Raw genomic sequence first — 23169 nt, 5'->3', positions numbered from 1 at the left:
CCAATTTCCCATTACATCCTGAACACCCTTGGTGCGCCTGCCGTGTCTTCCAGGCGGAATCCGGCGTTGGCGATCTGGTCGCGCAGGGCGTCGGAGGCGGCGAAGTCCTTGGCCTCGCGGGCCTTCTGGCGGTCGGCCAGCATGCCCTGCACCTCAATGGGCAGGTCGGCCAGGGGGAGCGGCATCTGGGCGTGGTCGAGGATGCCGAGGATGGCGTCCACGGCCAGGAGCTCGTCGAGGCAGGCCGAGGCTGCCGGGCCGGTCAGCGCGCCTGCGGCGGCCCAGGCGTTGACCTGTTTGACGAACCGGAAGAGCACGGGCCAGAAGCGGTGCAGGGCGAGGTCCTCGTTCATGGCCGTCTTGAATCCGGCGCGCAGGTCGAACACGGCCTGATCGGCTTCGCCAGGGATTTTGCCCGCGCTTTCGCCCGACGGTGCCGCCCCGGTCCGGGGCGCGCTCAGGGCCGCCAAGGCCTCCTGCACCCGCCGCCAGTTGCGCGCCCACATGACCAGGTTGTCGCTGCTGGCGCACAGGGGCTTGCGGCAGGCGGACGAGAGCAGCCAGAACCGGGCCGCCCGGAATCCGCCCAGGGTGTCGGCCACGGTGGTCAGGGTCGCGTCGGCGCAGTCCGTGGCCTGATGGTTGAGCAGCCATGCCTGGAGCTCGCGCCCGGCAGCGGACCAGATGGCCCGGAGATTTTCCAGGTGGGGGAAGCGGTGTTTCTCGCTGCCGATCATCACGTCGATGCGGGGCAGGCTGGTCAGGGCCGTGGCCGCGTGCTGCAGGAACCAGGACGGGCGCACGTTGCCCCATTCGGTCTCCAGCACCTCGCCGCGCTTGAGGTCGAGCAGGGTGGCGCGTTTGAGCAGGGTGAAGTCCAGCGGATTGTCCTTGACGTAGGCGTCGAGGTCCACGGTGCGCCCGCCCGAGACCTTGTCCATGTCCATGGCTCCGATCTCGCCGTAGCGCTTGTCGCGGAAGATGTCGAAGTAGACCGAGCGCAGCTTTTCGTAGGCCAGCCCTTTGCCGAGCAGCTTGCGGCACAGCTCAAGGGCCTTGCCCTCGCTGTTTGAGGAGAGGGGGAAGTCCACGCCCGCACCGTCACCCCCGGCCACTGCCACGCCCATGTCGCGGGCGCGCTCCATGATCCGGGCGCGAAGCCCGGCTGCGAACACGGCCCGGTCGGCGTCGGTGTGCCGGGCTGCGGTCAGGGTGCGGTCGTCCATGTCGCTCAATCCCACGGCGGCGCGGGTTTCCACTCCGAGCGAGCGCAGGTGGCGGGCCAGCACGTCGAGGACCACCACCCGCCGCCACGCGTCGAGACCGTCCGGGTTGTCGAGGTTCGGCCCCATGGTGTAGAGGCCCAGGCCCCCCTGGGTCTTGAGGGGCTTGGTCGCGCCCGTGGCCATGTCAAAAAGCGTGATGCCGCTGCCCGCCTGTTGGCGGTAGAGGTGGGTGCTCAGGTAGCGCTCGCCCGAGTCCGGGAAGATGGTCACGATGAGACCTGACTGAAGCCGCTCGGCCAGGAGGATGGCCCCGCCCAGGGCCGCGCCGGAACTCATGCCCGCAAAGATGCCCTCGGCCCTGGCCAGTTTGCGGCAGTATTCAAAGGCGGTCTCGTCGTCCACATGCAGGATCTCGTCGAGCCAGGTCTTGTCGTAGATGCCGGGCGGGTAGGATTCGAGCATGTTCTTGAGGCCCTGAATCTTGTGGCCTGCGTAGGGCTCCACCGCAGCCACATGGACCTTGCCCATCTCGTGCAGCCGCTTGGCAATGCCCATGGCCGTGCCCGAGGTGCCCAGCGCCATGACGCAGTGGGTGACCGCGCCGCCGGTCTGCTCCCAGATTTCCAGGCCCGTGCCTTGGTAGTGGGCGTCGATGGAGGCGGGGTTGTTGAACTGGTCCATAAGCACGTAAGTGTCCGGCTCCTCGCGGGCGTAGCGGTAGGCGCGCTCGATGGCCCCGTCCGTGGAGAGGTGGCCGGGCGTCAGTTCCAGCTGTGCGCCGTAGGCGGCCATGATCATCTTGCGCTCCTCGCTGGCCGTCTCGGGCATGAGCAGCTTGATGCGGTAGCCCTTGATGGCCGCGACCATGGCCAGCCCCACGCCGGTGTTGCCCGATGTGGCCTCGATGATGATCTTGTCTTTGGTCAGCTCGCCGGACCGCTCGGCAGCCTCGATCATGGCCACGGCCACGCGGTCCTTGATGGACCCGCCGGGATTCTGCGCCTCCAGCTTGGCCAAAATCTTGACGTTCGGGTTCGGGTTGAGATGGCGTATCTCCACCAGCGGGGTCCCGCCGATGAGTGAAAGCAGATCTTTGTTCATGGCATTTCCCTGAAATAACGGAAAAAGGATTCGCACTCGACCCACGCACCGTATGGCAAAAACATTCCAGGTGCAACTGGCACGCATCGTGCAATTTCCCGTCCGAACACGAAGCGAACACCCCGCGCCGGTGCGCGGACCCGGACACGAAGCGAACACAAAGGACGAGGCATGACCGCGTATCCCTTCCTCAAGGACAACATCGAGTATTTGCAGGCCCAGGGCCATCCCGTCTTTCAGTGGCTCTCCACCCGCCCCTTTGGCGAGGAGGCGCTGCTCAACAACCTGTTCATCAACGAATACGGCATCCATGACTGGCGCATGGAGAGCGGCAAGGGCATGTTCGAGAGCCTGCCGCCCACCGGCCTTTATACTTCGTGGGTGGGCGGCGACAAGCCCGAGACCTCGGCCACCTTCATCGTGGGCTGCAACCTGGGATACGGCGTCAACCATGTCATCAAGGGCATGCCCGACACCCACAAGGTCATGCTTGTGGAGCCTCGGCCCGAGATGCTCCTGGCCTGCCTGGGCCAGACCGACTACCGTCCGTTTTTCGAGTCCAAGAAATTCCATGTCCTCATCCCGGACGAGAAATACATCCACGAGGTGGTCAGAAACCTCGACCTCCAGTTCATCTACGGCCAGATCCATCTCAAGTGCGACATTCCCAGCCAGCAACTGGGGCCGGAATACGCCCGCTGGGGCACCTTCATGCGCAACAAGCTGGAGAACTTCTCGCTGGAGCTCTCGACCCTGCGCTTTCGCCAGGACGTGATGGTCGGCAACGAGATACGCAACTTCCGGCGGGCCATGGCCGAGGGGTCCATCAAGGGGCTGGAGGGCCGGGCCGCGGGCATCGGCGGGATCATCCTCGGCGCCGGACCGAGCCTTGAGGATTCCGCAGCCAGGCTGCGCGACAATCCGGGCCATGCCCTCTACACCTGCGCCCTGCAGACCGTGCCCACGCTCCAGGCGCTGGGCATCAAGCCGCATTTCTGCGTGGCCATCGACTACGACGCGTCCATGCTCAACCTCTTTGCCCGGCTCGATCCCGACTTTGTCCGCGACGTGCCCCTCATCTATTCCACCAAGGTCAACCCAGAGGCCGTGGCCCGCTACGCCGGGCCGACCCTGCCCCTGTGGACCGTGGGCGGCATGGGCACCTACTCCATGAAAGGGCACGATCTCGTGCTCGACGCGGGCGGCAACGTCTCGGTGACCCTTTCGCGCCTGCTGCGCTGGCTCGGCGTCAGCCACATGCTCCTCCTCGGCCAGGACTACGCCTGGCTCAGGGACCGCTCCCACGCGGCCGGGCACCACAACCACACTACCAACATGGTCCGTCAGAGCTATCACCAGACCACCCGGAACATGGACGGCGAGGAGATCCTGACCACGGTCCAGTACATGACCGCCAAGCGCGAGTTGGAGGACGACCTCAAGGAATCCTCTGTGCCAGTCTTCAACGTCTACGGCGGCGGCGTGCCCATCGCCGGAACCCGCGTGGTCGACCTGGACACCGCCTACGGCGAGGGTTTGCTGGCCTCGGCTCCGGGCGGCGTGGCCCGGTTCATGAGCGAACTGCTGGCCAGCCGGGGCACCATGACCCCGGTGCAATTTGAGCCGCGCGGCCCCAAGTGGGCCACCTCGCTGCGCAACATCGAGAAACACCTGGGCAAGCTCTTCAAGAATGTGGCCGCCAACCAGGGCGAGATCCACGAAGCCCTTGGCCGCGTGGAACTGTTCCTGAAGCAGGACCCCCTCTACATGCCCTATCTCTACAATGAAACGGTGGATCTGGCCGGGCTGACCAGGGCCAGGAAGGAATACCGGGCGCGGGATTACCCCGAATTCAGGCGCATTGCCCGGTGCGTGCTCAAGAAGGTCCGCGAGATCGACCGGCTGGTGTGCCTGCCCGCGCGTGGCGAGGACACCGGTCAGGCTGTCGCCTAGTCGGCACAGCCTCGTGTCGGGCGGATCGCCAGCCGCGCTGCCTGGAACTCCTGTCGGGCTTTTGTTGAATTTTTTCCGGAAAGGTGAAAGAGTCCCCGCCCATGAACACCATGGACGCGATGGACAAGACTCAGCCCTATCTGGACGAGGACGGCACTCTGGTCATCCCCTTTGAGTGCGGCGACCACACCTACAAATACTGGAAACAGGAAGGCCGGTCCCTGGCCGACATCCTGGCCGAGCTCGGAGCCGGGGAGGATGTCTGGGTCAGGTATACCCACGCAGCCTATTGTCCGCTCGAAGCGCAGGGCGTTGCCGCGGGAGCGCATCCCCTGAAGCCCGGCGGGTTAGGGGAGGCGGACCGGGATATGCTGTCCGACGACACTCTGGACAATGACGACGCCCTGGACAGCGACGACTCTTCGGGGCTCGAGTCTTTTGGCTCCGAAGAGGCCGACCTTGCCCAAGCGGCCCGGATGGCCTAATAGACCCGCATGCGCATCACCTTTGTCAGACAATGGGCCGTCATCTCGGCCCCGCTGCTGCTGATCCTGGCCGTCATCTGGCTTGTGTTCCCGACCGAGGCCGCAGTGGCCGAGTTCTTTCGGACGCACAGCACGGAGCATCCAGGCCTTGCCTTCACCCTCAAGCTGATCACCGACTGGAGCAACCCGGTCTTCTATGCCGTGTACGCCTGGATGCTCGTGCGGGCGTGGCGCTCCGGCGACCGGGCCACCCTGCGCTTTATATGCATCCTCCTGGCCGTGCAGGCCGTGGTGGCCGCGCTGGCCGTCCACTTCATCAAGCACACCGTGGGCCGCCCGCGTCCGGGGCAGGGCGTCTGGTTTGATCCGGTCACCAGCCGGGGCACCTACCATTCCCTGCCTTCTGGCCACACCACCGAGTTCATGGGCTGGTCGCTGCCTCTTTCGCTGAGGGTCGGCAACCGCACGCTGACCGCGCTCCTGGGCGTGGCTGCCGCGCTGGTGGGCTTTTCCCGCATCTACCTCGGCTGGCATCATCCCACGGATGTCTTTTTCGGCTGGCTGCTCGGCAGCTTCAGCGGATTTGCCACCATCGTGCTGGCCGGTTCCACCCTGTGCAGGAGCAAGGCATGAGTATCATGGAGAAGAAGCTGCCAGTCGGGCTTGCGCAACGGCTCTGGTACACGCTGGCGGGCCACCCCTGGCTGACCATGATCCTCGGCGTCACCGCCCAGACATGGTTCACCCTGAACAACCGCGCCCTGTGGTTTTCGGACGAGGTGCGCTATGCCAATGCCTACCAGAACCTCGTCAGCCACGGCAAATGGATGGTCCTCTCCCTCAACGGCCAGCCCTATCCGGACAAGCCGCCCGTGTATTTCTGGTTCCTGTGGCTGATCGACACGCTGACGCCCGCAGACATGCCCACCGTGTTCTTCCTGGGCGCGGCCCTGTCGGGCCTGTTTTTCCTGGCTTCGGCCTATGTGCTGGCGCGGGTGCTGGGTTTTGACCGGTCCGTGTGTCTGGCCTGCGTGCTCATGCTGCTCTCCACCTTTTTCCTGGTCGGGCTGTTCCACTATTCGCGCATGGACCTGCTCTTTGCCGGACTGATCGTCCTGAGCCACGCCTGCCTGTTCAAGGCGCTGTCCGGGCAGGACCAGGGGCCCTGGCCCGTGTTGGCCTTTGCGCTGGCCGGGCTGGCCACCCTGACCAAGGGGCCGCTCGGCTTCCTCCTCCCGCTCCTGACCGTGACCCTCTACCTGCTGTGGAGGGGCGAGGTGCGCAGGCTTTTCAGCCGGGCCATGGGCGTGGGCCTTCTGGTTATGCTGACCATGCTCGCCGCCTGGGTGGCCGGGGTGGTCATGGTCGAGGGGCCGTCGTTTCTCATGGACACCGTGCTCGGCAAGCATGTCATCCAGCGGGCCACCGCCACCTTTCACCACCGCGAGCCGGTCTCCTATTATTTCATCGCCCTGCCTCTGGCCTGGCTGCCGTGGTCGCTTTTCGCCCTGGTGGTCCCAGTCAGGCGGCTCTTCTCCCTTGAGGCCTGGGGCGGCCACTGGGCCTCTCGCCGCGAGGCCGGACCGACCGTGTTTCTGTGGATCATGTTCGGGGCCACCTTCATTTTCCTCTCCAGCCTGAGCGGCAAGGTGCTCATCTACATCCTGCCCATGTTTCCGCCCATGGCCCTGCTTACGGCCCAGGCCATGACCCGGCTCGACAGCGCGCATTCGGCCCGGTTCTGGACCTGTGTGGCCGGGCTGTGGCTGGTTCTTGGCGCGGGGCTGCTGGTGGCGGGCGACCTGCTGCCGTTCCCGGTGCCGCTGCGCGGGCTGGGCCTTTCCGGTTGCCTGCTTCTGTTCGTCGGGCTGGTCTTCCTGCTCCTGCGCCGCCGGGGGAGCAAGGTCTGCCTGCTCTGGTCGGCCCTGGCCGTGACCCTGTGGCTCTATCCGGTGGGGCTGATGGTGGCCCCGTCCCTGGACGACGCCATGAGCCCCAAGCGGCAGGGGCAGATGATCGGCGCACACGTGCGTCAGGGCTACGCGCCCCTGGCCTACAAGGTCTACTCAGGCATTTTCACCTACTACGCCGAGCATGACATCGAGGAGACGGGCGATTTTGACGAACTGGCCGCCCTGATCGAGCGGCGGGGCAGGGTAGTGCTCGTCATCCGCGAAAGGCACTGGGACGAGTGGACGGACCGCCCGCCCGGACTGCGGGTCATCGACAGGCAGGATATGGCGGGCATGGTCTATGTCCTGGCCGTCCGTGAGTGACGCCGGGCCAAGCGCACAATTCTTGCATCATCACTTGACCAGGGTGCCGACTTGAGGCACAGGTTGATTAGATAAAGTCTAGACAAGCCGCCTTGGGCGCAGTGCATGATCATGAAACGGAACCTGCTCCACATCGTTCTGGCCGTCGGCCTGGGCATGGCCCTGGCCGGGTGCGCCGTGTATCCAGCCGTGCAGGTGGCGGGCGGGGCCATGACCGGCTACGATGCCGTGGTCTTTGCCGACGCCAATCTCCCCAAGGAGAGCGTCGAGGGCGGACAGATTCAGTGCGATTCGGACAGGATGCTTGAGCGCCGCCTGCGCGAGCGGCTGCGGTTGGGCGGCGTGCATACGGTTTCCGCCCATGTCATCAATGGGCATGCCTATCTCGTGGGCCAGACCGACAGCCGTGCCCAGGCCGATCAGGCGCTCGGCACGGCCCGCACCCTCGAAGGGGTCCGGCTGATCACCTGCAAGTTTTACCCGCGCCTCACCGTCCGCGAGGCCCAGAGCGACGCCGCGCTCCTGCGCACCGTCAGCCAGAAGCTGGCCGCGACCAAACGGCTCGAAAACGCCGATCTGCGCATCGAGGTCATTCGGGGAACCGCCATCCTCATCGGCTCGACCTCGGACCACAGTCAAAAAACTGCCGCCCTGGCCATTGCCGGCGAGGTCTGGGGTGTCAGGGACGTGGTGGACTACATTGCGGTGGCGCCCTCGGCCCAGGCCGGAGCGGGAACCAGCCGGGTGGCAAGCAACTGATATTTACAGGCAGCGAGTCAACGGCCCCGTCCCCCTGCATTGCGTGTCAGGGAGACGGGGCCTTTTTTCTGGCGTGTCCTGATCCGGCTATGCGCCGGGCAGGATGCGTTCGAATACCCTGAGCACGGCCAGCCCGTCCTCGCCGGTGATGGGCACCGGGGTGTTGTTGCGCAGGGCGGCGAGGAACTGGGTCAGCTCCTCCTTGACCGGCTCGCGGAACATGAGCGGCCATTCGCGCACCGAGTAGCTTTTGTCGTAGGTGGAGAAGGCCGAGTATTCCTTGACCTCCTGGGTGATCAGGTTGGCCTCGATGTATTTGGACTCGCAGGCCACCAGGATCTTGCGCCCCTTGTAGGGGGTGACCCAGTTGGTGGAGATGCTGGCGAGCACGCCGTTCTCCATCTGGGCGGTGATGAGCGCGCTGTCCTCGTGCTTGCCCAGGGTGGTGGAGGTCACGGCATAGACCGATTTGTACTCCGACCCGGTGATGTAGCGGATCAGGTCGATGTCGTGGGAGCCGAGATCCTTGACCACGCCCACGTCCTGGATGCGCGGCGGATACGGACCCACGCGCTCGATCTGGATGGAGATGATGTCGTCGCCGACCAGCTCCTTGACCCTGGCCACCGCCGGGTTGAACCGCTCCACGTGGCCGACCATGAGGGCCACGCCCTGCTCGGCGGCCCGCTTGACCAGTTCCTCGCCCTCGGCTGCGGTGGCGGCCAGGGGTTTTTCGATGAGCAGGTTGATTTTCTTGGCGATGATCTTGAGGCCGGTCTCGTGATGCAGGCTCGTGGGCACGCAGACGCTGATGGCGTCCAGCTCGTGCGCGAGCAGCTCATCCAGGGTGGCGAAGGCAGTCACGCCGAACCGGGCCGTGACCTCCTCGCGCGCCTTGGGGTCCACGTCGACCACGCCGACGATCTCGACACCGGCCATTTCAGTGTAATTGCGCAGATGGACGCGGCCCATCCAGCCCAAACCGACAACTCCGACTTTCAGCGTCATGGGATATCCTCTTTGAGAAATCGTGTGTGCGCCCGTTCCTACGCGCTCGATGCCCGCTTGGCAACCCCGTCGAACGGCAATCGGGCGGTCGCCTTGCAGCCGGGGCGCACATGGGATACTCACCGTGCATGCAGACAGGAAATCAACACGGTCCCATCTGGCTGAGCGTCGGCGAGGCATCGGGCGACCTGCACGGGGCCGAGCTGATCAAGGCGCTGGCCCAGGCCCGGCCCGGCATTTCCTTCACCGGTATGGGCGGCCCGGCCATGGAGGCCGAGGGCATGGACGTGCGCTATCCGTCCAGCCTCATCTCCCTGGTGGGCATCACCGAGATCCTGGGCGGCCTGCCGCGCATCCTGCTGCTCCTGCGCCGCATCAGGCGCGCTCTTGAGCAGGTCCAGCCTTGCGCCGTGGTCCTCATAGACTGCCCGGAGTTCAACTTCCGCATCGCAAAAATAGCCAGGAGGCTCGGCATCCCGGTCTATTACTACATCAGCCCGCAGCTGTGGGCCTGGAGACCGGGCCGGGCCGAGTTCCTGCGCGACCATGTGCGCCGGGTCATCTGCATCCTGCCGTTCGAGAAGGATTTCTACGGCAAGCGTGGTATGGACGTGGACTATGTGGGGCATCCGCTCATGGACGTGCTGCCCCTCAATCGGCTCGACGCCATGCCCGTGGACCGGAACCTGATCGGGCTTTTGCCGGGCAGCCGCATCCGGGAGGTCTCGAACCTGCTGCCCGAGTTTGCCGGGGCGGCCCGGCTGCTGCGGGAGAAACACCCGGACCTGCGCTATGTCATTGTCCGCGCTCCGGGCATGGAGCGCGAGCGGCTGCTCGCCCTGTGGGACAGCGACATCCCGGTGGAGATCGTCGAGCCGGACGCCCGCTACGAGACGTTCCGCGCCTGCGCCATGATGCTGGCCGCATCCGGCACAGTCACCCTGGAGACCGCGCTCATCGGCACGCCCGTGGTGGTGGCCTATCAGGTGTCGGCCCTCTCGGCCCTGGTGGCCCGACTCCTCGTCCGCGTCAAGTTCATCAGCCTGCCCAACCTCATCGCGGACCGCGAGATATACCCCGAACACATCCAGGACCGGGCCACGGCCCCGCATCTGGCCGCTGCCGCCTCCTCCTGGATCGACTCGCCCGAGAGGCTCGCCTCGGTCAGGCGCGATCTGGCCGGGCTGCGCTCCATGGTGGGCGAGCCGGGGGCCGCAGCCAGGGCCGCCAGGATCATTCTCGACGATCTCGAGGCGCTCAAGGGGTGAGCGCGAACCGTTTTTGTCGAGACAGTGAAAGGGAGCCTTGCGGCTCCCTCAGGCTGCTGACAAAGGCCCGATTGCGTCGTTGCTTCAAAAAAGGCAAACCCTCGCGTATTGTATATACGCGTCGGTCTTGCCTTTTTTTCGCGCCTAGCACTCGAACTTTTCTCAACAGCCTGCCAGAGTGGACTTTGTCGATACTCTGAGGGAGCCGTACGGCTCCCTTTTTCAGTTCTGCTTCTCGACAGGATAGACGTGCACGTCGCGCTGGGGGAAGGGGATGGAGATGCCCTCCTGGTCAAAGACGAGCTTCACCTTCTCGGTGATGCCGAAGTAGACACCCCAGTAGTCCGGGGTCTTGACCCAGGGCCGGACTGCGAAATTGACGGATGATTCGGCCAGTTCGAGCACCTCCACCTGCGGGGCGGGCATGGTCAGCACCCGTGGGTCGTCGGTGAGGATCTTCATGAGCAGTTCCTTGGCCTTGAGCAGGTCGTCACCGTAGCCGATGCCCATGACCAGATCCACGCGGCGGGTGTCGTTGGCCGTGACGTTGACGATGGTGCCTGACAGGATGGCCGCGTTGGGCACGATGACCATCCGGTTGTCGGCGGTGGTCAGGATGGTGTTGAAGATGCTCACGGTCTGGACCGTGCCCGACTCCCCGGCCACGCTCACCCAGTCCCCGCGCCTGAAGAACTTGAGCATGATGAGCATCACCCCTGCCGCGAAGTTGGACAAAGAGTCCTTGAGGGCGAGGCCCACGGCCAGGCCAGCCGCGCCGAGAACGGCCAAAAACGAGGTGACGTTGAGGCCTGCCTGCCCCAGCGCCATGACCACCACCGCGGCCAGCAGGGCGTAGTAGATGACGTTGCGCAGGAACGAACGCAGGGTGTCGTCCACACGGGCCTTGAGCATCAGTGCCCTGGCGAGTCCGGCGATCTTGTTGGCGGCCATGCGTCCGACGAAAAAGATGCCGATGGAGATGAGCAGGTTGAGGCCGTAAATGGAAACAAGGGTGACGGCTTCCTCAAGGAGCGACTGCACGGTCTTGGGGTCGAACAGGTTCATGGTTCCTCCTGGGTGTGGATGCGGGTCGGCAGTGTGGGATTAATCACAAGACCGGGCGGGGTGGAATACTGCGGTTGAAAAAAGTTGACGGATCAACGTCACTGGCCGTCCTGTCGGTCATCCGGCGGGCTGCCCCATTTGGCGGTTTCTTCGATGCGGATGTATTTCTGGAAGGTGTAATAGGCTCCGGCAGCGGCGTTGTAGAATCCGGCCCTGCCGTCGAGCAGGCCGAGCTTGAGCAGGTAGAGCTTGGCGAAGCGTCCCGCCCCGTGGAGCAGGGCCGGGCCGAGCCCGCCCCGGCGTCCTTTGTCGCGCAGGGCCTTGGCGCCTTCCTCGGCGTAGTAGTTGATCTTCTCCATGTGCTGCTGGAACGACTCGTAGGGATAATGGAGGATGTCGCCCGTCAGTCTGGCCGTCTCGCCCAGCGGGGTGAAATGGTAGTGCGCGCCGCTGGCCGTGACCTCCATCCTGCCCGCCCGGAACACGCGGAAGAGATAGTCGGGATACCACCCGGAGTGCTTCATGAACCGGTTGAAGTAGAAGGAGCTGCGCGGGACATAGTAGCCCGCCACGCGCTCCTGCATGGAGAGGCGCTTGACAATGGAGTCCCGTAGCGCATCGGTCAGGTATTCGTCCTGGTCCAGGGACACGACCCAGGTGGTCCTGATCTCGGCCAGGGCCAGCTTGAACTGGGCCACCGGGCCGGGCCACGGGTTGACCATGATCCGCGCGCCGCACGCCTGGGCGATCTCGCGGGTGCGGTCCGTGGAGTCGGAGTCCACCACCAGCAGCTCGTCGCAGAAGTCGAGCGATTTGAGGCATTTTTCGAGCAGCCGTTCGCCGTTGAAGGTCAGGACCAGTCCGGTCACGGTTTCGCGCATAGTCATCTCCCTTGCCTGGCTCATAGCGGGTTCGCGCTTTCGGGTCCAATGCAAAGATGGCCTGAAATGATGGCGGCCAGGGGCGGCGTGCGCCCCTGGCCGGTCAGGTGTGTCAGGTTTCGGGACTAGAGGTCGGTGTGGTGATCCGGGGCCGAGGGGGACACCTCGTCGGGCAACGGGTCGTTGCAGTTCTTGCAGGGCAGCACGAGGTTGAGGACCACGCCCACGATACCCGCAAGGCCGATGCCGCCCAGCTTGACGCTGACCATGTCAAAGGTCATGCCGCCGATGCCGACCACCAGGATGATGCCCACGACGGCCAGGTTGCGCGGCAGCATCAGGTCGTTGCCCGCGCGCACCAGGGTGTTGATGCCAATGACCGTGATGGCGCCGAAGAGCAGGATCATGATGCCGCCCATAACCGGTGTCGGGATGGTGCCGAGGAACGCGCCCAGCTTGCCCACAAAGGCAAGGACGATGGCCGTGATGGCCGCCCAGGTCATGATGCCGGGGTTGAAGGCCCGGGTCAGGGCCACCGCGCCCGAGACCTCGGAGTAGGTGGTGTTGGGCGGGCCGCCCAGGGCCGCGGCCAGGGAGGTGGCCAGACCGTCACCCAGCAGGGTGTTCTGCACGCCGGGGTCCTTGACGTAGTCCTTGCCCGAGATGTTGCCGATGGCCAGCACGTCGCCGAAGTGCTCGATGGCCGGGGCGATGGCCACGGGCACGATGAACAGGATGGCTTCGAGGTTCCAGGTGGGGAAGACGAAGTTGGGCACGGCCAGCAGCGGAGCCGCGCCGATCTTGCTGAAGTCCACCAGGGTCGGCGCAGTCCAGTTGGGGAGCTGGCCGGGGTCGAAGGCGGCCTGGGTGGCGGCGGCAAAGCCGGTGGCGTCGAGAACCAGCGAGGTGGCGTAGCCCGCCGTGATGCCGAGCAGGATGGGGATGAGCTTGATCCAGCCCCTGCCGAGCAGGGAGGCTAAAATGGTGGTCAGCAAGGCCACGCCCGCGATGATCATGGCCGTGGCGCTCGGCACGAGCCAGGCCGAGCCGTCGCCGGTGCGGCCCATGGCCATGTGCACGGCCACCGGGGCCAGGATCAGGCCGATGACCATGATCACCGGGCCGGTGACCACGGGCGGCAGGATGCGGCGCAGCATGCCCACGCCGAAGATGCGCACGAGAAGGCTGATGACTACATAGAGCACGCCCGCGCCGAAGAGGCCGCACATGGTGGCCGGGATGCCCCAGGTCTGGACGCCGTAGATGATGGGCGCGATGAAGGCAAAGCTCGACGCCAGGAAGACCGGCACCTTGCCCCTGGTGACGGCCTGGAAGAGCAGGGTGCCCGCGCCCGCGGTGAACAGGGCCACGTTGGCATCAAGGCCCGTGAGCAGCGGGACCAGCACCAACGCGCCAAAGGCGACGAAGAGCATCTGCGCGCCCAGCAGCGCGTCCTTGGGTTTGAAACTGTACTCTGTGGAATGAACGTCATGCATCTCTCGACTCCTCCTCATGGTTGCGAGGCCGCCGGGCTGATCGGTCCCGTGGCCCCAGACAAAGACTTCCCCCAAAAAAAAGGCACGCCCTGTAGCGTGCCCGGCTCCCTATTTGGTGCCGAATATCTTGTCCCCCGCGTCTCCGAGACCAGGGATGATATAGCCGATGTCGTTGAGCCGCTCGTCCACGGCGGCCACGTAGATGTCCACATCCGGGTGCTCGCCCAGAATGCGGTTGATGCCCTCAGGCGCGGCGCAGAGAAAGAGTCCCTTGATGGACTTGCAGCCCGAGTCCTTGAGCAGCTTGATGGTGGCGTTCAGCGTGCCGCCGGTGGCCAGCATGGGGTCGAGGATCAGCGCGGTGCGCTCCTCCATCTGGCTGGCCAGCTTGACGTAGTACTGGACCGGCTCCAGGGTCTCCTCGTCGCGGTAGAAGCCGACCACCGAGGCCTTGGCTCCGGGGATCATGTCGAACACGCCGTCCATCATGCCGAGCCCGGCGCGCAGGATGGGCACCACCGTGACCTTCTTGCCCTTGATGGAGTCCACCTCCACCTCGCCCGCCCAGCCCTGGATGGTGATTGTTTCCGTCTCGAAGTCTTTGGTGGCCTCATAGGTCAAAAGTCTGGTGATCTCGTTCGCCAACTGGCGGAAGCGGCTGGTGGAAATGTCGTGCTTGCGCAGGATGCCGACCTTGTGCCGGATGAGCGGATGGTCAACCACGTGTAGGGCCACGGAACTCCCCCTTCTTGCAGTATGGTTTGAGTGTGAATCGATGGATGTTTCAATTGCGTAAAACTCTCCTTTTCTAGTCCTCAGGCCCGGTTGGGTCAAGGCCAAACTGCCCGCTGGCGGGAACTCGCGGGAAATGGATTTTACTTTCCAATGATTCCCGGTATATCCTTGGGCATGAGTAATGAAGCGGAAAAACGGACATGGGAGCGCGTTGCCCCGTCGTCTGATTGCGGGTTGAGGCTGGACAAGTTCTGGGCGCGCGAGCTGGCGGACGAGGGCGTGTCGCGCGGGCGGGTACAGGAGTGGATCGAGTCCGGGCTGGCCCTGGTGGACGGCGAGGTCGTGACCAGGGGCAAACACAAGCTCGCGGGCCGCGAGACCCTGCGCATCGGCGACGCCGGTGTCGCGCCCTCGGACGACGCGGCCCAGGCCGTGCCCGGCGAGCTGGAGGTGGTCTTCGAGGACGCTCACGTGGCGGTCATCGACAAGCGGGCCGGGCTGACCACCCACCCTGCGCCCGGCGAGCCGGGGCCGACCCTGGTCAACCATCTGCTCCACCGCTGGCCAGACGTGGCCTCCGACATCTCGGGCATGGACAGGCAACGGCCCGGCATCGTCCACCGGCTGGACAAGGACACTTCCGGCCTCATGGTGGTGGCCCTGACCGAGGGAGACAGGCTGCGGCTGGCCGCTGATTTCGCCGGACGCCGGGTGCGCAAGGTCTATCTGGCCGTCGTCCTCGGGCGGCCCGCGCAGCCCGCAGGGACCATCGACGCGCCCATGGGCAGGCATCCGAGCCAGAAGACGCGCATGGCCGTGGTGGCCAGAGGCGGGCGCGAGGCCGTGAGCGACTACCGCGTCCTGTGGACCGGGCCGCGCGGACTGGCCAGCCTCGTGGCCGTGCGCATCCACACGGGCCGCACCCATCAGATCCGCGTCCACATGGCCCACATCGGCCACCCCCTGCTGGGCGACTCAGCCTATGGCCCGCGCGAGAATGTCGAGTGGAGCCGCAGGCCCGACCGGCTGGCCGGGCTGGCTCCGCGCCAGATGCTCCACGCCTTTCATCTTTCCTTCCGTCATCCGGCCACATGCGAGCGGGTCACCCTGTGGCGCAGGCCGCCAGCGGATTTTTGCACGCTCCTGGCCGCGCTGCCGCGCGAGTGCCTGCGCGTGGGCATCGTGGGCATGCCGGGCAGCGGCAAGTCGGCCCTGCTCGATTCCCTGCGCCGGGCCGGGCAGCCCTGCTTCAGCGCGGACGAGGCCGTGGCCGGGCTCTATGCCCCTGGCGGCGACGGCGCGTCCATGCTCGGCCAGCGGTTTGGAGGCGCATACCTGCGTGAGGACGGCGGGGTGGACAAGCAGGCGCTGTTCGAGGCCATGAAAGAGTCTGGGAACCTGCGCCGCGAAGTCATGGACCTGATCCATCCCATGGTCCGCCACCAGGTCGAGATGTTCTTCCGGTCCCACCGCGACGCGCCCGTGGCCTACGCCGAGGTGCCCCTGCTGATCGAGGGCGGCTGGCACAAGGACGGCTCGGTCGATCTCGTGGCCGGGGTGCGCTGCCCGGACGCGAAACGCACCGGCGAGCTGCGGCAGCTGCGCGGCATGGACGCCGACACCCTGGCCGTGTTCGATTCCTGGCAGTGGCCGGAAGCGGAAAAGCTGGCCGCCTGCGACCTGATCCTGGACAACGACGAGGGTCTTGACCGCCTGGAGTCCGAGGCCGCGCGCCTGCATGGGCTGGCCATGGACCGTGCCGGGGCGCGGGTCGGCGAGACAACGGCCTGGCTCGACCGGCTCTGGCCCGAACTGGCCGCGACCATGGACCAGGAGGCTGAAATGGATACGGGCCTGGCCACCGCTTGCGCGGACGACGTCGGGACGCCCGACGGATCGTGGGAGGACGGCATGGACGAGGTGTCGGAGGACGACGCGTGATCCCCATCCGGGACAACGTGCCCAGGGTGACCCTGCCTGTGGCCGTCACCGCGATCATCATCCTGAACGTGGCCGCCTTTCTCTACAGCCTGGGGCTCGACGGGCGGGCCGCGTCTCATCTCTTTCATCTCTACGGCGTGGTCCCGGTCCGGTTCTTCGAGCCTGTCTGGGCCGCCGGGGCCGGGTATCCAGATTCACCGGGCTGGCCGCTCGTCTCCTACATGTTCCTGCACGGCGGGTGGCTGCATATCATCCTCAACATGTGGATGCTCTGGATTTTCGGCGACAACATCGAGGACGTGACCGGCCACGGCGGGTTCGTTATCTTCTATCTGCTCTGCGGGCTGGCCGCGGTGGGGCTGCACATGGTCTTCGAGCAGTCCTCGCCAGTGCCGGTCATCGGCGCGTCCGGGGCCGTGGCCGGGGTCATGGGGGCATACATCATGCTCTATCCCCATGGCCGGGTGCTGACCCTGGTGCCCATCATCTTCATCCCGCTGTTCCTGCGGATTCCATCCTATCTCTTCCTGAGCGTCTGGTTCCTGTCGCAGCTCGCCGCCGGGCTCATCTCCAGCGCGAACAACGCCATGAACGTGGCCTGGTGGGCGCATGTTGGCGGCTTCCTGGCCGGGTGCGTCCTCATCCACTGGTTCAGGCGTCCCGGTCACTGCCGCTACTGCTACAACCCCGCCTCCAAGGATTACGAGGCCGAGTTCGAGGACCTTTAGCCCTGGGCAGGGAGCGGAAAAAGGTCAAGCCCGCGCGGTCTTGCGTGCGGGCTTGTTTTTTATGCGTCGTGGCCGGGGGTCAGTCGGTCTGGGGGCCGACCAGGAAGGGGTCGTAGTCGCCGGGCCAGAACTCCTGGGCCTTGGGCGAGTCGTGGGTGCCCTCCATGCGGGCGCGGTCGAGGTAGTTGAGGATCATGTGCATCATCTCGTCTCCGCGCATGAGACCCAGCGCGCCGCCGCCCACGGACACCTCGTCGAAGACGGCCACCGCGTCCCGGCGCACGCCGCTGCCCGCGAACAGGACCGGCACCGGCTCTCCGGAGTGGATGAGCGGGCCGCAGCTGGGAGTGGAGTGGTCGGAGGTGACCACCAGCAGCACGTCCTCGTTGTCGAGCAGCGGGCCGATGGCCTCGCCCAATCCCCGGTCCAGGGCCTCGATGGCCTTGGCCTTGCCTCTGGGGCTCTTGGTGTGGGCGGCCCTGTCCGCTGCCTTGTGGTGGATGTGGATGAAATCGTACCGGTTGATGTTTTCGGCGGCGATGGCAACGCGCTCGGCCATATCGCGGGCCGGATCACGGCTGTCGCGCATCCTGCGGAACTCCATGCCCAGGAACGCGGCCAACCCCTTGTACATGAACCCGCTGGCCATGGACAGGCCGCACAGGCCATAGCGGTCGCGCAGGGATACGCGGCGGGTCAGTCTGCCCGCCCGCTGGGTGACCAGCCCGTTGATGGGCGGCAGGGTCTGGCGCACGCGCAGCCTGTTTTGCGGCACCTCGCACAGCCGCTTGTAGGCCCAGCGCAGGTATTCGGTCAGGGTCTCGGCGGTGCGCACGGCGGCGGGGTCGTCGGCGTGGGAGGCCATGGGTCTGACCGCCGAGACGAACCGGCCATCGGCCATGGGATTCGAGTCCGTGATGCAGGGCGAAACATCGCCGCGCATGGTCAGGACGCTGGACATGCCGCCGGTGCGGTGCAGATCTATGGCAATGCCGTTTTTCGAATAATTGGCCACAGCCTCGTGATAGGCGTTGATCTCGTCGGGCGTTCCGCAGATGCGGTCGTACTTGACGATGAGATGATTCTCCAGCGACTTGAGCACGCAGGTGAAGTGGGCGAGCATGGCAATGGCGTCGTCCCCCAGCTCCACCCCGGCTCCCATGGCCTCCAGCGGGCCGCGCCCGGGAAACTCGGAGCTTGGCGAGCCGAACATGGCGAAGTGGGCGTTTTCGCTGGGCATGGGGCGGCCAAGCTTGCCAGCGTGGTAGAGTCCCACACTGCCCATGGCGGCGAGGCGGTCCAGGGTCGGGGTTTCGGCGGCTTGCAGCGGGGTCCGGTGGCCGAGTTCGGCATGGGCCCGGTCGCCCAGGCCGTCGAGCAGGATCATGACACAGGTGTTGGGCACGGTCTCTCCATATGAAAAGGGTGGTGCGCACCGCGGGCAGGGGCTGGCCGCTGCCGGGCGTTCGCTGTCTCTCGCTACTTCGGCGGTATCAGGTACGAGGTCACCTTGCGCACACCATCCACGCCCTGGGCGATCCTGACCGCCAGTTGGGCATCGTCCTCGCTGCGCACCATGCCGACCATGACCACCTCGCCGTTCATGACCTCGGTCTCCACTTGGGTGGAGCTCAGGTTTTCCTCGGCAATGAGGGCCGCACGGACCTTGGCCGCTATGGTCAGGTCATCGGTCAGGGTATCGGTCTCCCCGACCAGATGGGTGTAGACCTGGGTGACGCCGTCGGTCTTCTTGGCAGTGTCCACGGCAAAGTCCTGAAAATCCCTGTCGTCAATGGCCCCGACAAGGTATACGTGGCGCAGGAAGCAATAGACGTGTATCTTGAGGGCCATCTTCGCGTCGCGATCAGCCAGGGCGCCCTTGATGGTCAGGGATATCTTCTTGTCCGTCGCCTGGTCGCCCACGCTGCGTTCGTCGCGTGCGCTGTCGTATATGGCCCCCCACGGGGTCCAGGCGACACAGGCCAGGGCCAGGACGAGGAGTCCGAGGCAGGCAATGGTTTTTGAGGCGTGATTCATGGGCCCTCCCTTGGGTCTCTGTGGAAAAAACTGTGGAAAAAATGTCGGTCCGGCTGAGGTTCCTTTCTTGACACGTCGTGAAAGCATATTACCTTAGAATCTCGAATCGATAAAATGTTTTTTGTCCAGCAAAGGAACATGCTGCCGTATGGAATACAAAGACTACTACAAACTGCTTGGCGTGTCCCGGTCCGCGTCCAAGGACGAGATCGGCAAGGCCTTCAAGAAGCTGGCCCGCAAGTACCACCCCGATCTCAACCCCAGCGACCCCAAGGCCGAGGGCAAGTTCAAGGAAATCAACGAGGCCTACGAGGTGCTCAAGGACGAGAAGAAGCGCAAGCTCTACGACCAGTTCGGAGCCGACTGGGAGCATGGGCAGAATTTCCAGCCCCCGCCGGGCTATGAGAATGCCGGGTATGGAGGCGGTTTTTCCCAAGGCGGCTTCTCGGACTTTTTCGAGACAATTTTCGGGGGCAGCGGCGGTGGCGGTGGCGGCAGCTTTCGCGGCGGTTTCTCCCAGGGCGGATATGGAGGCCAGAGCTATCAGCCCCGGCCCCGGCGCGGTTCGGATTCCGAGGCCGTGTATGAACTGACCCTGGACGAGGCGTACCGCGGCGGCTCCAAGTCCATCACCCTGCAAGAGCAGGTGGCCGGGCCGGACGGCATCCCGCGCATGTCCACCAAGACCCTGGACGTCAAGGTGCCCGCCGGGGTCAAGGACGGCCAGAAGATCCGGCTGGCCGGGCAGGGCAACCCTGGCATGAACGGCGGCCCCAGGGGCGACCTCTATCTGCGCATCAAGCTGTTGCCGCATCACCTTTACAAGGTCACGGACAACGATGTCATCCTCGACCTGCCGCTGGCCCCATGGGAGGCCGTGCTGGGTGCCACAGTGCGCATCCCGACCCTGGACGGCGCGGTGGAGATGAAGATACCGCCGGGCATCGGCTCGGGCAAGAAGCTGCGCATCAAGGGGCGCGGCCTGGGCAGCGGCGCGCGGCGCGGCGACCAGTTCGTGCGCCTCATGATCCAGTCGCCCGACAGGCTTTCGAGCGAGGAGCGGCGGCTGTGGGAAGAGTTGCAGGAAGCCTCCTCATTCACGCCAAGAGACTTTTAGAGGATACCGGATATGACGACCAAACGACTTGAACAGATCATGATGCGGCTGCCCGGCCTGAACCTGCCCGAGCGCAGCGAATATGTTGCCTGGGCGCAGCTTGTGGAGCTGACCAGCATCGAGCCCGCCCAGGTGGCCGAGCTGGTGGACCTCGGCTGGATCACTCCGGCCCGGACAGGGGCGTCGGAATACCTGTTCCGGCTGCGCGATGTCTACCGCATCCACAAGCTCATGCGGCTGGTCAAGGATCTTGATATCTCGTTTGGCGGCGGGTCCATCATCGTGGACCTGCTTGAGCGCATCGAGGAGCTGGAAAAGGAAATAGTGGAACTCAGAAGGCTCGTTTGACGATCAGGCGGGCGTTGCCCGGAGCGGGATATGACTGTACCCGGTACGCCCGGCCACGCTGATTCGCAGACGCCCCGTCCGAATAAGGAGAACCGTCATGGATTCCAACAAATTCACGCGCAAGACCCAGGAGGCCGTGTCCGAGGCCCAGAACCTCGCCATCCGCCACGGCCATCAGCAGATAGACTGCGAGCACCTGATGCACGCCCTGGTGGCCCAGGAACAGGGGCTGGTGCCCCAGATACTGCGCAAGCTCGGCGTGGCCCCGGACGCCTACATGGGCGCAGTGGACGCCGAGATCGCCAAGCTGCCCCGCGTCTCCGGCCCTGGCGCGCGGCCCGACCAGATTCTGGTCACCCAGCGGCTCCAGTCCGTGCTGGTGGCCGCCGATGATCAGGCCCGGCGCATCAAGGATGAGTTCGTCTCGGTGGAGCATGTCTTCCTGGCCCTGATGAACGAGCCGTCGTCCACGGGCGTGGGCCGGGTCAACAAGCAGTTCGGCCTGGACGCCAACAAGGTGCTGAGGGCGCTGGGCGAGGTGCGCGGCAAGCAGCGCGTCACCTCGGACAACCCAGAGGCCACCTACGACTCCCTCAAGAAATATGGCCGCGATCTGGTGGAGGAGGCCCGCCAGGGTCGGCTCGACCCTGTCATTGGCCGGGGTAGCGAGATCCGGCGCGTCATCCGCATCCTCTCGCGCCGCACCAAGAACAACCCGGTGCTCATCGGCGAGGCGGGCGTGGGCAAGACAGCCATCGCCGAGGGGCTGGCCCAGCGCATCGTGGCCCAGGACGTGCCCGAGGGGCTCAAGGAAAAGACCGTGTTCAGCCTGGACATGAGCGCGCTCATCGCCGGGGCCAAGTACCGCGGCGAGTTCGAGGAGCGGCTCAAGGCCGTGCTCAAGGAGGTCCAGTCGTCCGCCGGGCAGATCATCATGTTCATCGACGAGCTGCACACCATCGTGGGCGCGGGCAAGACCGACGGGGCCATGGACGCGGGCAACATTCTCAAGCCCATGCTGGCGCGCGGCGAGCTGCACTGCATCGGCGCCACCACCATCGACGAGTACCGCAAGTACATCGAGAAGGATCCGGCCCTGGAGCGCCGTTTCCAGACCGTGCTGGTGGAGGAGCCGTCGGTGGAGGACACCATCTCCATCCTGCGCGGCCTGCGCGAGCGGTTCGAGGTCCACCACGGCGTGCGCATCTCCGATGGCGCGGTGGTCGAGGCCGCCGTGCTCTCCAACCGCTACATCACCGACCGCCAGTTGCCGGACAAGGCCATCGACCTCATCGACGAGGCCGCAGCCCTGATCCGCACCGAGATCGACTCCCAGCCCTACGAGCTGGACAAGGCCAACCGCCACATCATGCAGCTTGAGATCGAGCGCGAGGCCCTCAAGCGCGAGACCGACAAGGCGTCGCACGAGCGGCTGGGCAAGCTGGAAAAGGACCTGGCCGAGCTCAAGGAGCGCCAATCCGCCCTGCTGGCCCAGTGGGAGAACGAGAAGTCCGGCATCGAGCGGCTGCGCTCTCTCAAGGGCGATATCGAATCCACCCGCCGGGGCATCGAGGAGGCCAAGCGCATCCATGACTACAACCGCGCCGCCGAGCTGGAATACGGCACCCTGGCCACCCTTGAGAAGGAGCTGGCCCAGCGCAACGAGGCGCTCGAATCCGGCGACATCCCGCGCATGGTCAAGGAGGTGGTCGGCCCGGACGACGTGGCCCAGGTCATTGCCCGCTGGACCGGCATCCCGGTCTCCAGGCTTCTGGAGGGCGAGCGCGAGAAGCTGCTTCGGCTGCCCGAGGTGCTGCACGGGCGCGTCATCGGCCAAGACGAGGCCGTGCAGGCCGTGGCCGACGCTGTGCTGCGCGCCCGCGCCGGGCTCAAGGACCCGTCCCGGCCCATCGGCTCGTTCATCTTTCTCGGCCCCACGGGCGTGGGCAAGACCGAGCTGTGCAAGACCCTGGCCTCGGCCCTGTTCGACTCCGAGGACAACATGGTCCGCATCGACATGTCCGAGTACATGGAAAAGCACACCGTGGCCCGGCTCATTGGCGCGCCTCCCGGCTACGTGGGCTACGACGAAGGCGGCCAGCTGACCGAGGCCGTGCGCCGCAGGCCGTACTCTGTGGTCCTGTTCGACGAGATCGAGAAGGCGCACCACGACGTGTTCAACGTCCTCCTGCAGATCCTCGACGATGGCCGCCTGACCGACTCCCATGGCCGCACCGTGGACTTCAAGAACACCATCGTCATCATGACCTCGAACCTTGGGGCCGAGTACATGCTCGACGGCATCGACGAGCATGGGGAGTTCCGCGAGGGCGTGACCGGACAGGTCATGGAGGTGCTGCGCCGCCATTTCCGGCCCGAGTTCCTCAACCGCGTGGACGAGACCGTGCTCTTCAGGCCGCTGCGTCTCGACCAGCTCATGGCCATCGTGGACCTGCTGGTGGACGGCCTTCGGGGGCGGCTGGCAGACCGCAAGATCGGGCTGACCATGACCGACGCGGCCAGGGCGTTCATCGCCCAGTCCGCCTACGACCCGCACTTTGGCGCGCGGCCTCTGCACCGCTACATCCAGACCCATCTGGAAACGCCGCTGGCCAGGCGGATCATCTCCGGCGAGCTGGCCGACGGCGCCACCGTCACCCTGGACGAAGCCGGCGGGGAGCTGATTTTCAGCTAGCGTTTCAAAAGATCGAGGCGTATCAGGAAGGCACCCTGTCGAGATGGCAG

The 23169-nt window shown here is 65.4% G+C and carries 19 protein-coding genes; 11 read left to right on the top strand and 8 right to left on the bottom strand.

Annotated features, from left to right (window positions below):
- Nucleotides 1-11: 11 nt before the first annotated feature.
- Nucleotides 12-2327: a cysteine synthase gene (locus tag DAES_RS11860; protein WP_013515267.1), complete on the bottom strand. Its 2316-nt coding sequence runs from the start codon at nucleotides 2325-2327 to the stop codon at nucleotides 12-14.
- Between the two features lie 171 nt (nucleotides 2328-2498).
- Here DAES_RS11860 and DAES_RS11855 point away from each other — a divergent pair, with 171 nt between their 5' ends.
- From DAES_RS11855 to DAES_RS11835, 5 genes are all read left to right on the top strand, one after another.
- Nucleotides 2499-4280, top strand: a complete 1782-nt coding sequence (locus DAES_RS11855) for a motility associated factor glycosyltransferase family protein (protein WP_013515266.1) — start codon at nucleotides 2499-2501, stop codon at nucleotides 4278-4280.
- A gap of 101 nt (nucleotides 4281-4381) precedes the next feature.
- Nucleotides 4382-4765 carry a hypothetical protein gene (locus tag DAES_RS11850; RefSeq protein ID WP_013515265.1) on the top strand — a complete coding sequence of 128 codons (384 nt, stop codon included), beginning with the start codon at nucleotides 4382-4384 and terminating at the stop codon, nucleotides 4763-4765.
- A gap of 9 nt (nucleotides 4766-4774) precedes the next feature.
- Nucleotides 4775-5398, top strand: a complete 624-nt coding sequence (locus DAES_RS11845; RefSeq protein ID WP_013515264.1) for a phosphatase PAP2 family protein — start codon at nucleotides 4775-4777, stop codon at nucleotides 5396-5398.
- Complete coding sequence (locus tag DAES_RS11840) at nucleotides 5395-7041, top strand: ArnT family glycosyltransferase (protein ID WP_013515263.1); 1647 nt, start codon at nucleotides 5395-5397, stop codon at nucleotides 7039-7041. The genes DAES_RS11845 and DAES_RS11840 overlap by 4 nt, the downstream gene beginning before the upstream one ends.
- A gap of 105 nt (nucleotides 7042-7146) precedes the next feature.
- A complete protein-coding gene (locus DAES_RS11835) occupies nucleotides 7147-7800 on the top strand; it encodes a BON domain-containing protein (protein ID WP_013515262.1) in 654 nt (217 codons plus the stop codon).
- Nucleotides 7801-7887: 87 nt separating this feature from the next.
- Here DAES_RS11835 and DAES_RS11830 read toward each other — a convergent pair whose 3' ends face one another.
- On the bottom strand, nucleotides 7888-8808 hold the full coding sequence (locus DAES_RS11830; protein WP_013515261.1) for a Gfo/Idh/MocA family protein: 921 nt from the start codon (nucleotides 8806-8808) through the stop codon (nucleotides 7888-7890).
- 128 nt (nucleotides 8809-8936) lie between these two features.
- Between DAES_RS11830 and lpxB the strand changes: the two genes are divergently transcribed.
- Nucleotides 8937-10076 (top strand): lipid-A-disaccharide synthase, encoded by a 1140-nt coding sequence (gene lpxB / locus DAES_RS11825; RefSeq protein ID WP_013515260.1) that lies wholly within the window; start codon nucleotides 8937-8939, stop codon nucleotides 10074-10076.
- A gap of 222 nt (nucleotides 10077-10298) precedes the next feature.
- On the opposite strand, the gene DAES_RS11820 is transcribed toward lpxB, so the two are convergent.
- From DAES_RS11820 to upp, 4 genes are all read right to left on the bottom strand, one after another.
- Entirely contained in the window at nucleotides 10299-11141 is an 843-nt protein-coding gene (locus DAES_RS11820) for a mechanosensitive ion channel family protein (RefSeq protein ID WP_013515259.1), read from the bottom strand.
- 98 nt (nucleotides 11142-11239) lie between these two features.
- The gene (locus DAES_RS11815) at nucleotides 11240-12022 is read right to left on the bottom strand and encodes a glycosyltransferase family 2 protein (protein WP_013515258.1); all 783 of its coding nucleotides are present in this window, start codon (nucleotides 12020-12022) and stop codon (nucleotides 11240-11242) included.
- A 125-nt stretch (nucleotides 12023-12147) separates the two neighbouring features.
- Nucleotides 12148-13518 carry a uracil-xanthine permease family protein gene (locus DAES_RS11810; RefSeq protein WP_013515257.1) on the bottom strand — a complete coding sequence of 457 codons (1371 nt, stop codon included), beginning with the start codon at nucleotides 13516-13518 and terminating at the stop codon, nucleotides 12148-12150.
- 108 nt (nucleotides 13519-13626) lie between these two features.
- On the bottom strand, nucleotides 13627-14253 hold the full coding sequence (upp, locus tag DAES_RS11805; RefSeq protein WP_013515256.1) for a uracil phosphoribosyltransferase: 627 nt from the start codon (nucleotides 14251-14253) through the stop codon (nucleotides 13627-13629).
- A gap of 174 nt (nucleotides 14254-14427) precedes the next feature.
- Here upp and DAES_RS11800 point away from each other — a divergent pair, with 174 nt between their 5' ends.
- Nucleotides 14428-16194 (top strand): dephospho-CoA kinase, encoded by a 1767-nt coding sequence (locus DAES_RS11800; RefSeq protein ID WP_157864854.1) that lies wholly within the window; start codon nucleotides 14428-14430, stop codon nucleotides 16192-16194.
- Nucleotides 16191-16922, top strand: a complete 732-nt coding sequence (locus DAES_RS11795) for a rhomboid family intramembrane serine protease (protein ID WP_013515254.1) — start codon at nucleotides 16191-16193, stop codon at nucleotides 16920-16922. Before DAES_RS11800 ends, DAES_RS11795 begins: the two co-directional genes overlap by 4 nt.
- Before the next feature lie 79 nt (nucleotides 16923-17001).
- On the opposite strand, the gene DAES_RS11790 is transcribed toward DAES_RS11795, so the two are convergent.
- The gene (locus DAES_RS11790) at nucleotides 17002-18327 is read right to left on the bottom strand and encodes an alkaline phosphatase family protein (RefSeq protein WP_013515253.1); all 1326 of its coding nucleotides are present in this window, start codon (nucleotides 18325-18327) and stop codon (nucleotides 17002-17004) included.
- A gap of 74 nt (nucleotides 18328-18401) precedes the next feature.
- On the bottom strand, nucleotides 18402-18959 hold the full coding sequence (locus DAES_RS11785; protein ID WP_013515252.1) for a BON domain-containing protein: 558 nt from the start codon (nucleotides 18957-18959) through the stop codon (nucleotides 18402-18404).
- 148 nt (nucleotides 18960-19107) lie between these two features.
- Between DAES_RS11785 and DAES_RS11780 the strand changes: the two genes are divergently transcribed.
- From DAES_RS11780 to clpB, 3 genes are all read left to right on the top strand, one after another.
- On the top strand, nucleotides 19108-20076 hold the full coding sequence (locus DAES_RS11780; protein WP_013515251.1) for a DnaJ C-terminal domain-containing protein: 969 nt from the start codon (nucleotides 19108-19110) through the stop codon (nucleotides 20074-20076).
- Nucleotides 20077-20088: 12 nt separating this feature from the next.
- Nucleotides 20089-20424, top strand: coding sequence for a chaperone modulator CbpM (locus DAES_RS11775; protein ID WP_013515250.1), 336 nt, complete (start codon nucleotides 20089-20091; stop codon nucleotides 20422-20424).
- A 97-nt stretch (nucleotides 20425-20521) separates the two neighbouring features.
- Entirely contained in the window at nucleotides 20522-23119 is a 2598-nt protein-coding gene (gene clpB / locus DAES_RS11770) for an ATP-dependent chaperone ClpB (RefSeq protein ID WP_013515249.1), read from the top strand.
- Nucleotides 23120-23169: the final 50 nt, after the last annotated feature.

This window comes from Pseudodesulfovibrio aespoeensis Aspo-2, assembly GCF_000176915.2.
Taxonomy (GTDB): Bacteria; Desulfobacterota; Desulfovibrionia; order Desulfovibrionales; family Desulfovibrionaceae; genus Pseudodesulfovibrio; species Pseudodesulfovibrio aespoeensis.
This window is presented reverse-complemented; position numbering and strand designations above follow the sequence as displayed.

Bases quoted from the DNA above. Each gene is read 5' to 3' on its own strand.
- DAES_RS11810 (WP_013515257.1), bottom strand. From the start codon at position 13,518: ATGCATGACGTTCATTCCACAGAGTACAGTTTCAAACCCAAGGACGCG.
- DAES_RS11815 (WP_013515258.1), bottom strand. From the start codon at position 12,022: ATGCGCGAAACCGTGACCGGACTGGTCCTGACCTTCAACGGCGAACGG.
- DAES_RS11835 (WP_013515262.1), top strand. From the start codon at position 7,147: ATGATCATGAAACGGAACCTGCTCCACATCGTTCTGGCCGTCGGCCTG.
- DAES_RS11820 (WP_013515259.1), bottom strand. From the start codon at position 11,141: ATGAACCTGTTCGACCCCAAGACCGTGCAGTCGCTCCTTGAGGAAGCC.
- DAES_RS11785 (WP_013515252.1), bottom strand. From the start codon at position 18,959: ATGAATCACGCCTCAAAAACCATTGCCTGCCTCGGACTCCTCGTCCTG.
- DAES_RS11860 (WP_013515267.1), bottom strand. From the start codon at position 2,327: ATGAACAAAGATCTGCTTTCACTCATCGGCGGGACCCCGCTGGTGGAG.
- DAES_RS11840 (WP_013515263.1), top strand. From the start codon at position 5,395: ATGAGTATCATGGAGAAGAAGCTGCCAGTCGGGCTTGCGCAACGGCTC.
- DAES_RS11855 (WP_013515266.1), top strand. From the start codon at position 2,499: ATGACCGCGTATCCCTTCCTCAAGGACAACATCGAGTATTTGCAGGCC.
- DAES_RS11780 (WP_013515251.1), top strand. From the start codon at position 19,108: ATGGAATACAAAGACTACTACAAACTGCTTGGCGTGTCCCGGTCCGCG.
- clpB (WP_013515249.1), top strand. From the start codon at position 20,522: ATGGATTCCAACAAATTCACGCGCAAGACCCAGGAGGCCGTGTCCGAG.
- DAES_RS11830 (WP_013515261.1), bottom strand. From the start codon at position 8,808: ATGACGCTGAAAGTCGGAGTTGTCGGTTTGGGCTGGATGGGCCGCGTC.
- lpxB (WP_013515260.1), top strand. From the start codon at position 8,937: ATGCAGACAGGAAATCAACACGGTCCCATCTGGCTGAGCGTCGGCGAG.
- DAES_RS11800 (WP_157864854.1), top strand. From the start codon at position 14,428: ATGAGTAATGAAGCGGAAAAACGGACATGGGAGCGCGTTGCCCCGTCG.
- DAES_RS11845 (WP_013515264.1), top strand. From the start codon at position 4,775: ATGCGCATCACCTTTGTCAGACAATGGGCCGTCATCTCGGCCCCGCTG.
- DAES_RS11775 (WP_013515250.1), top strand. From the start codon at position 20,089: ATGACGACCAAACGACTTGAACAGATCATGATGCGGCTGCCCGGCCTG.
- DAES_RS11850 (WP_013515265.1), top strand. From the start codon at position 4,382: ATGAACACCATGGACGCGATGGACAAGACTCAGCCCTATCTGGACGAG.